The following is an 11,551-nucleotide window of genomic DNA, read 5'->3' as shown; positions in this document are numbered from 1 at the left end:
ATTGATTCAGGTCAGACCAAACGGCGGTAATTTATACAAAAAATGCCGAGCTGACCCACATTTTTACATCGAATTTACAGACTATAACCTAACGCTCAAAAAAGCCCTGCTGCGCCGCTGGCACCACAGAACTGGGATCCTGATGGATAATGACATCGGATCCCGGGAAACGGCGCAGAATCGCCTGCTCCACCTGGTCTGCAATCACGTGGGCTTGCACCAGCGGGAGGTTATCTTCCATTTCCAAATGAATCTGAATAAAGCGGGTCGGCCCTGACTGCCGCGTTCGTAGATCGTGCGCCCCGCGGATGCCGGGCCATGCGGTCACGATGGTGATAATGTCCTGACGCTCCTCGTCAGGCAAAGCGCGGTCGAGTAACGACTGAACCGCCTCATAGCCCATCCGCAGCGCGCTATATAAAATATAGATGCCAATTCCTAAGGCAAACAACGCATCGGCGCGATGCCAGCCGTACCAGGATAGGCCCAGCGCCACCAGAATGGCGCCGTTCATCATAACATCAGACTGATAATGAAGCATATCCGCCCGCACCGCCTGGCTCTGGGTTTTTCGCACCACCCAGCGCTGGAAAGTCACCAGCGCCAGCGTGCTGACGAGAGCGATCAGCGTCACAACGACCCCGACGCCGGCGGCCTGCAGCGGCTCCGGACGCACCAGGTGCTGAATACCGGTGAGAAACAGGAACAGCGCCGAGCCGGAGATAAACATGCTTTGCGCCAGCGCCGCCAGCGACTCCGCTTTGCCGTGGCCAAAGGTGTGTTCTTCATCAGCCGGTTGCAGCGAATAGCGAACCACCAGCAGGTTGGTCAGCGAGGCGGCAATATCCACCAGCGAATCCACCAGCGCAGCCAGAATACTGACTGAACCGGTATACCACCACGCAAAAATTTTGATCAAAAGTAACGCAGAGGCCATCGCTGTCGCAGCGATAGCGGCGCGGCTGACCAACCGGCCATAAGATTGATTCATATAGGCTCCTTCTCCTGCACTGCGCTTAGTATAACCTGAACTTGTGACGCTCACGGGAAAGGCGAAGAAGTTGATTTGCCGAAAAAAGGGCAAAAAAAACCCCCTCATCATGAGGGGGGAAGACAGGGATGGTGTCTATGGCAAGGAAAACAGGGTTTGTTACTGGGGTTGCAGGGTGTTGCTACTACTCGAAAGCATCATCGCTGAGCCTTTCTGCATCCTTGCAACCTCACGCAACTGATCCATACGTTGCTGGTGCTTAGCATTTAAAACCGCTTGCTGCTCTGGCGTAAGCAGGTGGTACATCTGGTTGCGGACCTTAGCCATCTCGACCTGGCGAGCAACCTGTTCCTGCGCCATCTTTTCTGCCTGAGCGCGCACAGCGTTTTCATCAAAATTTTCTGCGGTGACAAGGCGATGCATTGTCTCCATTTCGCTAACATTAACGGGGAGCCTGTCGTGGCGTGCCCGTTGCATAAGATCCCGTAACTGCTGACGTTGCTGCTCGGTTAAACTTATGCCGTCAAACATATGGCTCTGGCTACCGCGCTGTCCCCCTTCGTCTCCGGGGAGCCAGTTAACGCTGGTAACGACTTCAGCGGCCTGGCTAATTGCACTTAGCGCCAGCGTTGAGGCCATGACGGCAGCGATAACATTGCGCATCACATACTCCCAAAACGTTTGTGTCGCGATTCAACGAGAGACAGTCTACGATTCAGGCTGCAAACATGCGTCAGGGGGTGTAAAACAACGTAAAGTCATGGATTAGCGGGCCTTGATGACGTAATTTCTGCCTCGGAGGTATTTAAACAATGAATAAAATCCTGTTAGTTGATGATGACCGGGAGCTCACCTCCCTGTTAAAAGAGCTGCTCGATATGGAAGGTTTTAACGTGCTGGTGGCCCATGATGGGGAACAGGCGCTGGCCCTTCTGGACGACAGCATTGATTTATTGCTGCTCGACGTAATGATGCCGAAGAAAAACGGTATCGATACGCTTAAAGAGCTGCGTCAGACACACCAGACACCGGTTATCATGCTAACAGCGCGCGGGAGCGAGCTGGATCGCGTTCTCGGCCTCGAGCTGGGCGCAGATGACTATTTGCCTAAGCCGTTCAACGATCGTGAACTGGTGGCGCGTATACGCGCGATTCTGCGCCGTTCCCACTGGAGCGAACAGCAGCAGACGACCGAAGCCGGTTCGCCGACCCTGGAAGTGGATGCCTTAAGCCTCAATCCGGGCCGTCAGGAAGCCAATTTCGATGGCCAGACGCTGGAGCTCACCGGCACCGAGTTCACCCTGCTCTATCTGTTAGCGCAGCATCTCGGCCAGGTGGTGTCACGCGAACATTTAAGCCAGGAAGTGTTAGGCAAGCGCCTGACGCCGTTCGACCGCGCTATCGATATGCATATTTCCAACCTGCGGCGTAAGCTGCCGGAGCGCAAAGATGGCCATCCGTGGTTTAAAACGCTGCGTGGCCGCGGGTATCTGATGGTTTCCGCTTCATGATTGGAAGTTTGACTGCACGCATCTTCGCCATCTTCTGGCTCACGCTGGCGCTGGTGTTGATGCTGGTGCTGATGTTGCCCAAACTGGACTCCCGGCAGATGACCGAGCTGCTGGAAAGCGAGCAGCGTCAAGGCATCATGATCGAGCAGCACGTTGAGGCCGAGCTGGCCAACGATCCGCCGAACGACCTGATGTGGTGGCGTCGTCTGTTTCGCGCCATCGATAAATGGGCGCCTCCTGGGCAACGCCTGCTGCTGGTGACCAGCGAAGGCCGCGTGATCGGCGCAGAACGCAACGAGATGCAGATCATTCGCAACTTTATCGGCCAGGCCGATAACGCCGATCATCCGCAGAAAAAACGCTATGGCCGCCTGGAAATGGTGGGCCCGTTCTCCGTCAGGGATGGGGAGGATAACTATCAGCTGTATCTGATCCGTCCCGCCAGCACCTCACAATCCGACTTTATCAACCTGCTGTTTGACCGGCCGCTGCTGCTGCTGATCGTCACAATGCTGGTTAGCGCCCCGCTGCTGCTGTGGCTGGCGTGGAGCCTGGCGAAACCAGCGCGTAAGCTGAAAAATGCCGCCGACGAGGTCGCCCAGGGCAACCTGCGGCAGCATCCGGAGCTGGAAGCTGGACCGCAGGAGTTTTTAGCCGCCGGCGCCAGCTTTAACCAGATGGTGACGGCCCTGGAGCGGATGATGACCAGCCAGCAACGGCTACTGTCCGATATCTCGCACGAGCTGCGCACGCCGCTTACGCGCCTGCAGCTGGGCACCGCCCTGCTGCGCCGCCGCAGCGGTGAGAGCAAAGAGCTGGAGCGCATCGAAACTGAAGCGCACCGGCTGGACAGCATGATCAACGACCTGCTGGTGATGTCGCGCAATCAGGCGAAAAACGCCCTGGTGAGCGAGACGGTCAAAGCCAATCAGCTGTGGAGCGAAGTGCTGGACAACGCGGCGTTTGAAGCCGAGCAGATGGGTAAATCCTTCACCGTTGAGTATCCGCCGGGCCCGTGGCCGCTGTACGGTAACCCCAATGCGCTGGAAAGCGCGCTGGAGAACATCGTCCGCAACGCCCTGCGCTACTCGCACACGAAGATTTCCGTCAGCTTCTCGGTGGATAAAGACGGGATTACGGTTAACGTCGATGACGACGGCCCGGGAGTCAGTCCGGAGGATCGCGAGCAGATTTTCCGGCCATTCTACCGGACCGACGAGGCGCGCGACCGCGAGTCCGGCGGCACCGGCCTGGGGCTGGCGATTGTCGAAACCGCTATTCAGCAGCACCGTGGCTGGGTGAAGGCCGACGACAGCCCGCTGGGCGGTCTGCGCTTAACCCTCTGGCTGCCGCTGTATAAGCGCACCTGATGCTATCCCGGCTTGCGCTACGCTAAGCCGGGAGCATCCCCGGAAATACTCAATATGGGGGAATTATTTCCCCCATAATCTCCGTGAATTATCTTCGATCTTGCCGCTTAAACGGCGCTTCTGCATGGTTCTGCTCCAGCTCACCGACAGGCCCGCGGCCGACAATAAGCGGTGGTACTGATCGTCATCAAACGGCATATGCCAGGCAATCGCCCCGGCCTCATGGACGCTGACCTCACTCAGGCGAGAGACCAGCTCGAGCGGCGCATCGCTGGAGACTTTCCCCCCGGCGATCACCCGATACAACCAGCCGGTCTTCCCGCTGTTTTGCATCAGCTGAGCCATGTCATTGATCGAAAAATGAAAGTTGAGCTTGAAGCACGGAGAGCGCGGCTGGGTGACCTGGATCAGCGCCTCGCCCCAGCGAAAGATATCGCCAATGTAGACGTTTTGTTCGGTGAGCCCGGTGGTGGAGAGGTTTTCGCCGAACGCCGGGGCGCAGAACCGATCGGCCTGCTGGGGGAATTCACGGATCCAGTCGGCATAGTGTTCGCGCGGATAGTGACACAGCGCGCGGTCCGGCCCGCCGTGTATTTTCTTCTCCGCCTGCTCATCCCCTTCGAGACCGAGATCGCCGAGCTGCAACTCGCCGTCAACCTGGATTTTGCCGATCGCGCTGGGACGACTGCCCGTGTAGTCCCTGATTTTGCCAACAAAGACATTCACCGGATAATGCATCTCTGCTCTCCTTGCTACCGATATAAAAAAAGCGAGCCATCAGACTCGCTTCTCTCTTAGCACATTGCAACCTTATTTTTTGGCGGCAAAACGCGCTGCAGCTTCGTCCCAGTTCACCACATCCCAGAAGGCTTTGATGTAGTCCGGGCGACGGTTCTGGAATTTCAGGTAGTAAGCGTGTTCCCACACGTCCAGACCCAGGATCGGGAAGCCAGAAGCGCCGGAAATGGCTTCGCCCATCAGCGGAGAATCCTGGTTAGCGGTGGAGACAACGGCCAGTTTGTCACCTTTCAGGACCAGCCACGCCCAGCCGGAACCGAAACGGGTAGCAGCGGCTTTTTCAAATTCCGCTTTGAAGTTGTCCACAGAGCCGAAATCGCGCTCGATAGCCGCTTTCAGGTCGCCCTGCAGGGTGGTACCGGTTTTCAGGCCTTTCCAGAACAGGCTGTGGTTCGCGTGGCCGCCGGCGTTGTTACGCAGTACGGTTTTTTTGTCAGCCGGCAGCTGATCCAGCTTGGTGATCAGCTCTTCAGCGGACAGGTTAGCGAACTCCGGCAGGCTTTCCAGCGCGGCGTTGGCATTGTTCACGTAGGTCTGATGGTGTTTGGTGTGATGGATCTCCATCGTCTGCTTGTCGAAGTGCGGTTCCAGAGCATCGTAAGCGTACGGCAGGGATGGCAGGGTATAGCTCATAATCATCTCCATTATTGTCGAGCGGCTCAAGTGTTAACGCCGCGTAAGCAGTTTGTCCATTATAGTTAATTAAATGGTATTGAAAATGCTTATCAATGCCGTATTTTTCATATGGATATAACCAGAAGAAATACCCGCCGTTTTGTGATGTAGAACAACTAATTAAGCCCATGGTTGCCAGAGTTCGCCATCCTGTGGCAACGTCCTGAAGGCGGCCAAAGCGGCTAATTTTTACACTCATCGCATCGGAAGCCGCCGTCTCCGATAAAAAAAGATGAGGATAAAATCAATGAACCACGCGATTACGATGGGTATTTTTTGGCATTTGATAGGGGCCGCCAGTGCCGCCTGTTTCTATGCCCCGTTCAAGAAAGTAAAACACTGGTCGTGGGAAACCATGTGGTCGGTCGGGGGGATCGTCTCCTGGCTGATCCTGCCCTGGGCCATCAGCGCCACGCTGTTACCCGATTTCTGGGCCTACTACCGCTCCTTTAACGCCTCCACGCTGCTGCCGGTCTTTCTGTTCGGCGCCATGTGGGGTATCGGTAATATCAACTATGGCCTGACCATGCGCTATCTCGGCATGTCGATGGGGATTGGCATCGCCATTGGCATCACGTTGATTGTCGGTACGCTGATGACGCCGATTATTAACGGTCAGTTTTCAGTGCTGATGCACACCCAGGGCGGTCAAATGACGCTGCTCGGCGTGCTGGTGGCGGTGGTTGGCGTTGGCATCGTCACCCGCGCGGGCCAGCTGAAAGAGCGCAAAATGGGCATCAAAGCCGAAGAGTTCAATCTGAAGAGAGGGCTTCTGCTGGCAGTGATGTGCGGTATCTTCTCGGCAGGGATGTCGTTCGCGATGAACGCCGCCAAACCGATGCATGATGCCGCCGCGGCGCTCGGCGTCGACCCGTTATATGCGGCGCTGCCAAGCTACGTGGTGATTATGGGCGGCGGGGCGCTGGTTAACCTTGGCTTCTGCTTTATTCGTTTGGCAAAAGTGAAGAGCCTGTCCGTCAAAGCCGATTTCTCGCTGGCCAAACCCCTCATCATCAGCAACCTGCTGCTTTCCGCCCTCGGCGGCCTGATGTGGTATCTCCAGTTCTTCTTCTATGCCTGGGGCCACGCCAGCATTCCGGCGCAGTATGACTATATGAGCTGGATGCTGCACATGAGCTTCTACGTACTGTGCGGCGGTCTGGTGGGTCTGGTGCTGAAGGAGTGGAACAACGCCGGTCGTCGTCCGGTGAGCGTCCTGAGCCTCGGCTGCGTGGTGATCATCATCGCCGCCAACATCGTCGGTCTGGGAATGGCCCGTTAAGCACCGGAGCATTTGCCTGACAAAGACGCGCTTCAGGCGGCGGCGCGACTGCGCTGCCGCCACTGCCCCGGCGACATGCCGATTTCCCGGCTGAACACCACCGAAAAGTAGTTACTGTCCTCAAAGCCGCACTGCATGGCGATATCGCCGATTAAGCGCTCGGTATGCTGCAACAGATACTGCGCATGGCAGATCCGCAGCTGGCGTAAATAGTGATTGATGGTCATCCCGGTTTGCTGGCGAAACTGCTGACGTAGCGCCCGCTCGCTGCCGCCCTCCTGCTCGCAGAAACGCTCCAGGACAAAGGGGCGGCTCAGGCTGGCCGCCAGCGCGGCCAGCAGTTTGTCCAACAGCGCTTCGCGCTGCGTCGCCGCCAGATTATCCGTCGCGTAGCGATGCCGCTGGAGGGTCAGCGCCAGCTGAGCAAACAACAGCTCGGCCATCGCATTCCCCTGCGCATCGTGCCGGGAACACTCATGCTCAAGCTGACTAATCACCTGACGCGCCTGCGCCATACCGGTGCTGCCCATGCGCCAGTGGGGCTTCCACGGGGTGCCGAAGAGGCCAGGGATCGCCCCCGCCCAGTCGAAATTGAGCTGCAGTCGCTCCGGGCAATAGATTATGTTCTGCAGAACCAGATCGTTAACGGAAGCATAGGAGTGTTTATCTTCGGCGCGAATATAGAACAGATCGCCGCGGGTAATGCGCCAGGGACGGTCGTTGAGAACATGCAGCCCGTTGCCCCGCCACACCAGCACCAGCTCGCAGAACTCATGGGTGTGTTCAGCGAAGACGTTTTGCGGGTAGCGGTCAGCCACCGCCACCGCCTGCGTGGCGGAAGGGAAAAATTCCTCTTTACGTAGAATCAAACCGGCCACGGCTCACACTCCCAACGCGGATAACGGCGCATTATTCGCGTTTTTGCTCCGCAATACGTTGACTCCTCTCGCGTTACTGAAGAATAGCGTCGCGCCCCTGGCGGATATCGCGCGGCGACCAGGAAAACTCGCGGCGAAAAAGCGTCGAAAAGTGGTTACTGTCGCCGAATCCGCAGCGATAGGCGATATCCGTCACGCTTTCATCGCTGTGGCGCAGCAGGTGGCGGGCTTTCATCAGGCGCACCCGATTGAGATAGCGCTGCGGCGTCAGGCCGGTCTGCTGCTTCAGCTGACGGTGTAGTGTACGCAGCGACAGCGAAAACTGCGCCGCCACCTCCTCCCAGCAGATCTCCTGCGCAAAATGGTCTTCCAGCCAGGCCAGCAGCTGATTAAGCCGTGCATCGTTGTTGGTGGCCTCTTCCGCAAGGCTGCTTTTCCGCAGCAGCACCAATAGCTGCATAAACAGGATCTCACGGCTGGCGACGGCATGGGTATCCGTTTCGCTCCCCATGGCCTCCATCTGCGCCACGATATGCCGCACCTGCTGCAGAACCGTCTGGTTCACCCGCCAGTGCGACGGGTAGTTGCCCTCCTGCTCCTGGGGCAACAGCTGGCTGACCCCGGCGAGAAACCGAAACGCATCCGGCGCGCGATAAAGCACGTTGGTCAGACACAGATTGTCCGTGTGCTCGTAAAGATGCCGGTCGTGATCGCGAATAAAGCAGACCGAGCCGCCGCCGATGGTATAGGGCTGGCCATTGAAGACGTGAATGCCCGTACCCTGCTCAACGATGACAATTTCATGAAAATCATGGTGATGCTCAGGAAAGGCCGACTGAGGGAGGCGGGGTTCAATAGCCACCGTCGAGATCCCGGCCTTAAAGAAATCCGTACTGTGCAATATGGTCATGATGCCACCCTCGTAATGAGAAAAATTATCAGTCACCGGCTGATAGTAATGAAGGGTTGGCTATCCGGCCTTCAATTTTTGACCGCAAAATTCGTAAATCCTGCCGCTTTTTCAAGAATCAGCCGGAAAGATGCGGAACTGCGGACCCCATCACATCCTCCTCACCACCGCCCAAAACCGCAATTTGTGATTTTCCTCACGGTCACCTTTGCTTTCTTGCCAGCGGCCAGTTTCGGCTGTCCGTAGCGAGAAGGTGTGAGTCAGCGCCCTTTTTTAGACTGCGGACAATGATTTTAAGAAGGGTCTTTCCATGAGTATTCGTCATTGTGTCGCCGTCGATTTAGGCGCCTCCAGCGGGCGGGTCATGCTCGCCAGCTATCAGTCCGGGCCGCGCGCCCTGACGCTGCGTGAAATTCATCGCTTCACCAACAGCCTGCAGAAGGTGGATGGCTTCGACTGCTGGGATCTCGATAGCCTCGAAGGCGAGATCCGCCGCGGGCTGGAGAAAGTGTGTGAGCAGGGCATCCTGATCGACAGCATCGGCATCGATACCTGGGGCGTGGATTATGTCCTGCTGGATAAGCAGGGTCAGCGCGTCGGGCTGCCGGTCTCCTATCGTGACGATCGCACCCAGGGCCTGCTACGTCACGCTGAAGAACAGCTGGGCCGGGCGGAGATCTATCGCCGCAGTGGCATTCAGTTTCTGCCGTTTAACACCCTTTATCAGCTGCGCGCCCTGGTGGAACAGCAGCCGGAGCTGGTCAGTCAGGCCGCCCATGCCCTGCTGATCCCCGACTATTTCAGCTTCCGCCTGACCGGCAATCTGAACTGGGAATATACCAACGCCACCACCACCCAGCTGGTCAACATCCACAGCGATAACTGGGATGAGACGCTGCTGAACTGGACCGGCGCGCCGCGCGAGTGGTTTGGCACCCCGACGCATCCCGGCAATGTGACAGGCCACTGGATCTGCCCGCAAGGCAACCGTATTCCGGTGGTCGCCGTCGCCAGTCACGACACCGCCAGCGCGGTGATCGCCTCCCCGCTGGCCGACGGCCACGCCGCCTATCTCTCCTCCGGCACCTGGTCGCTGATGGGGTTTGAAAGCCTGACCCCTTACACCTGCGACGCGGCGCTGCAGGCCAATATCACCAACGAAGGCGGAGCCGAAGGCCGCTATCGGGTGCTGAAAAATATCATGGGCCTGTGGCTGCTGCAGCGGGTGCTGAAAGAACAAAACGTCAGCGACCTGCAGGGGCTGATCGCCCGCACTGCCGCGCTGCCGGCGTGTCGCTTCATCATTGACTGCAATGACGACCGCTTTATCAACCCGGCCAGTATGAGCGCCGAGATCCAGGCCGCCTGCCGCGGATCCGGCCAGCCGGTTCCTCACAGCGACGCCGAACTGGCGCGCTGCATTTTCGACAGCCTGGCGCTGCTTTACGCCCGGGTGCTTAACGAGCTGGCGGCGCTGCGCGGCCAGCCCTTCAGCCAGCTGCATATCGTCGGCGGCGGCTGCCAGAACGAACTGCTCAACCAGCTGTGCGCCGACGCCTGCGGGATCGCCGTCGTGGCCGGCCCGACAGAGGCCTCCACCCTCGGCAATATCGGCATCCAGTTAATGACCCTCGACGAGCTGGCCAGCGTCGATGAGTTTCGTCAGGTGGTGCGCGGCAATGCGTCCCTCACCGCCTTTACCCCCAATCCTGATAGTGAAATTGCCCGTTTCGTGGCGCAGTTTCAGCCACAACAGACCAAGGAGCTTTGCGCATGACCACTCAACTTGAACAAGCCTGGGAAATTGCTAAGCAGCGCTACGCCGCCGTCGGCGTGGATGTCGAGGAGGCCCTGCGCCAGCTGGACCGTCTGCCCGTCTCCATGCACTGCTGGCAGGGTGACGACGTCGCCGGTTTCGAAAACCCGGCGGGAAGCCTGACCGGCGGCATCCAGGCCACCGGCAATTACCCGGGCAAAGCGCGCAATGCTCAGGAGCTACGCGCCGACCTTGAGCAGGCGCTGAGCCTGATTCCGGGGCCAAAACGTCTCAACCTGCACGCTATTTATCTGGAAGCCGACGCGCCGGTGGCGCGCAATGAGATAAAGCCGGAGCACTTTAAAAACTGGGTCGAGTGGGCGAAAGCCAACAAACTGGGGCTGGATTTCAACCCCTCCTGCTTCTCGCATCCGCTGAGCGCCGACGGCTTTACCCTGTCGCATGCCAACGATGAGATCCGCCAGTTCTGGATCGACCACTGCAAAGCCAGCCGCCGCGTATCCGCTTATTTTGGCGAACAGCTGGGCACCCCGTCGGTGATGAATATCTGGGTGCCGGACGGCATGAAGGACATTACCGTTGACCGCTTCGCGCCGCGCCAGCGGCTGCTGAACGCGCTGGATGAAGTCATCAGCGAAAAATTCGACCCGGCGCACCACATTGACGCCGTCGAGAGCAAGCTGTTCGGTATCGGCGCCGAAAGCTACACCGTCGGCTCCAACGAGTTCTATATGGGCTATGCCACCAGCCGCCAGACGGCGCTGTGCCTGGATGCCGGCCACTTCCACCCGACGGAGGTCATCTCCGACAAGATCTCCGCCGCCATGCTCTACATCCCGCGCCTGCTGCTGCACGTCAGCCGCCCGGTGCGCTGGGACAGCGACCACGTGGTACTGCTGGATGATGAGACTCAGGCCATCGCCAGCGAAATCATTCGCCATAACCTGTTTGACCGCGTGCACATCGGCCTCGACTTCTTCGATGCCTCCATCAACCGCATCGCGGCCTGGGTGATTGGTACCCGCAATATGAAAAAAGCGTTGCTGCGCGCCCTGCTGGAACCGACCAACCAGCTGCGCCAGCTGGAGAACGACGGCGATTACACCGCCCGCCTGGCGCTGCTCGAAGAGCAAAAATCCCTGCCGTGGCAGGCCATCTGGGAGATGTACTGCCAGCGTCACGACACGCCGGCGGGCAGCCAGTGGCTGGACAACGTGCGGGCTTATGAAAATGCGGTTCTGAGCCAGCGCGGGTAATGCACGGGCTTCCTCGGGTCGCGGCTGACGCCTTACCCGGGCTACGAACTGCGCGATGTTGCCAGAGCGCACCGAACCGTTCCCTCTCCCCTGTGGGGAGAGG

At 58.4% G+C, this 11,551-nt stretch carries 11 protein-coding genes; 5 read left to right on the top strand and 6 right to left on the bottom strand.

From position 1 onward, the window contains the following. Positions 1 to 88: 88 nt before the first annotated feature. Both fieF and cpxP read right to left on the bottom strand, forming a co-directional pair. On the bottom strand, positions 89 to 991 hold the full coding sequence (fieF, locus tag CE636_RS15510; RefSeq protein WP_002882907.1) for a CDF family cation-efflux transporter FieF: 903 nt from the start codon (positions 989 to 991) through the stop codon (positions 89 to 91). Positions 992 to 1,150: 159 nt separating this feature from the next. Continuing rightward, the gene (gene cpxP, locus CE636_RS15505) at positions 1,151 to 1,654 is read right to left on the bottom strand and encodes a cell-envelope stress modulator CpxP (protein WP_004203672.1); all 504 of its coding nucleotides are present in this window, start codon (positions 1,652 to 1,654) and stop codon (positions 1,151 to 1,153) included. Positions 1,655 to 1,803: 149 nt separating this feature from the next. Between cpxP and cpxR the strand changes: the two genes are divergently transcribed. Together cpxR and cpxA are read left to right on the top strand one after the other, a co-directional pair. Next, positions 1,804 to 2,502, top strand: a complete 699-nt coding sequence (gene cpxR, locus CE636_RS15500; protein ID WP_004203671.1) for an envelope stress response regulator transcription factor CpxR — start codon at positions 1,804 to 1,806, stop codon at positions 2,500 to 2,502. After that, complete coding sequence (gene cpxA, locus CE636_RS15495) at positions 2,499 to 3,872, top strand: envelope stress sensor histidine kinase CpxA (protein WP_004203670.1); 1,374 nt, start codon at positions 2,499 to 2,501, stop codon at positions 3,870 to 3,872. Before cpxR ends, cpxA begins: the two co-directional genes overlap by 4 nt. Positions 3,873 to 3,935: 63 nt before the next feature. Here the strand turns inward: cpxA and yiiM are convergent, their stop codons facing one another. Both yiiM and sodA read right to left on the bottom strand, forming a co-directional pair. Continuing rightward, positions 3,936 to 4,610, bottom strand: a complete 675-nt coding sequence (yiiM, locus tag CE636_RS15490) for a 6-hydroxyaminopurine reductase (protein ID WP_017899824.1) — start codon at positions 4,608 to 4,610, stop codon at positions 3,936 to 3,938. Between the two features lie 72 nt (positions 4,611 to 4,682). Next, positions 4,683 to 5,303, bottom strand: a complete 621-nt coding sequence (gene sodA / locus CE636_RS15485) for a superoxide dismutase [Mn] (protein WP_004203668.1) — start codon at positions 5,301 to 5,303, stop codon at positions 4,683 to 4,685. 289 nt (positions 5,304 to 5,592) lie between these two features. Between sodA and rhaT the strand changes: the two genes are divergently transcribed. Further along, the gene (gene rhaT / locus CE636_RS15480) at positions 5,593 to 6,627 is read left to right on the top strand and encodes an L-rhamnose/proton symporter RhaT (RefSeq protein WP_004203667.1); all 1,035 of its coding nucleotides are present in this window, start codon (positions 5,593 to 5,595) and stop codon (positions 6,625 to 6,627) included. A gap of 32 nt (positions 6,628 to 6,659) precedes the next feature. Here the strand turns inward: rhaT and rhaR are convergent, their stop codons facing one another. Both rhaR and rhaS read right to left on the bottom strand, forming a co-directional pair. Beyond that, entirely contained in the window at positions 6,660 to 7,505 is an 846-nt protein-coding gene (gene rhaR / locus CE636_RS15475; RefSeq protein ID WP_004203666.1) for an HTH-type transcriptional activator RhaR, read from the bottom strand. Positions 7,506 to 7,578: 73 nt separating this feature from the next. After that, entirely contained in the window at positions 7,579 to 8,415 is an 837-nt protein-coding gene (gene rhaS, locus CE636_RS15470; protein WP_004203665.1) for an HTH-type transcriptional activator RhaS, read from the bottom strand. A gap of 310 nt (positions 8,416 to 8,725) precedes the next feature. Here rhaS and rhaB point away from each other — a divergent pair, with 310 nt between their 5' ends. Both rhaB and CE636_RS15455 read left to right on the top strand, forming a co-directional pair. Beyond that, positions 8,726 to 10,192 carry a rhamnulokinase gene (rhaB, locus tag CE636_RS15460; protein WP_017899825.1) on the top strand — a complete coding sequence of 489 codons (1,467 nt, stop codon included), beginning with the start codon at positions 8,726 to 8,728 and terminating at the stop codon, positions 10,190 to 10,192. Then, on the top strand, positions 10,189 to 11,448 hold the full coding sequence (locus tag CE636_RS15455; RefSeq protein ID WP_004203663.1) for an L-rhamnose isomerase: 1,260 nt from the start codon (positions 10,189 to 10,191) through the stop codon (positions 11,446 to 11,448). Before rhaB ends, CE636_RS15455 begins: the two co-directional genes overlap by 4 nt. The last annotated feature ends 103 nt before the right edge of the window (positions 11,449 to 11,551 follow it).

Origin of the sequence: Klebsiella sp. LY (assembly GCF_004010915.1) — a bacterium.
GTDB classification, from domain to species: domain Bacteria; phylum Pseudomonadota; class Gammaproteobacteria; order Enterobacterales; family Enterobacteriaceae; genus Klebsiella; species Klebsiella quasipneumoniae.
The sequence above is the reverse complement of the archived record's forward strand: the minus strand, read 5'-3'. Positions and strand labels throughout refer to the sequence as shown.

Bases quoted from the DNA above. Each gene is read 5' to 3' on its own strand.
- cpxR (WP_004203671.1), top strand. From the start codon at position 1,804: ATGAATAAAATCCTGTTAGTTGATGATGACCGGGAGCTCACCTCCCTG.
- CE636_RS15455 (WP_004203663.1), top strand. From the start codon at position 10,189: ATGACCACTCAACTTGAACAAGCCTGGGAAATTGCTAAGCAGCGCTAC.
- rhaS (WP_004203665.1), bottom strand. From the start codon at position 8,415: ATGACCATATTGCACAGTACGGATTTCTTTAAGGCCGGGATCTCGACG.
- cpxP (WP_004203672.1), bottom strand. From the start codon at position 1,654: ATGCGCAATGTTATCGCTGCCGTCATGGCCTCAACGCTGGCGCTAAGT.
- cpxA (WP_004203670.1), top strand. From the start codon at position 2,499: ATGATTGGAAGTTTGACTGCACGCATCTTCGCCATCTTCTGGCTCACG.
- rhaT (WP_004203667.1), top strand. From the start codon at position 5,593: ATGAACCACGCGATTACGATGGGTATTTTTTGGCATTTGATAGGGGCC.
- rhaB (WP_017899825.1), top strand. From the start codon at position 8,726: ATGAGTATTCGTCATTGTGTCGCCGTCGATTTAGGCGCCTCCAGCGGG.
- yiiM (WP_017899824.1), bottom strand. From the start codon at position 4,610: ATGCATTATCCGGTGAATGTCTTTGTTGGCAAAATCAGGGACTACACG.
- fieF (WP_002882907.1), bottom strand. From the start codon at position 991: ATGAATCAATCTTATGGCCGGTTGGTCAGCCGCGCCGCTATCGCTGCG.
- sodA (WP_004203668.1), bottom strand. From the start codon at position 5,303: ATGAGCTATACCCTGCCATCCCTGCCGTACGCTTACGATGCTCTGGAA.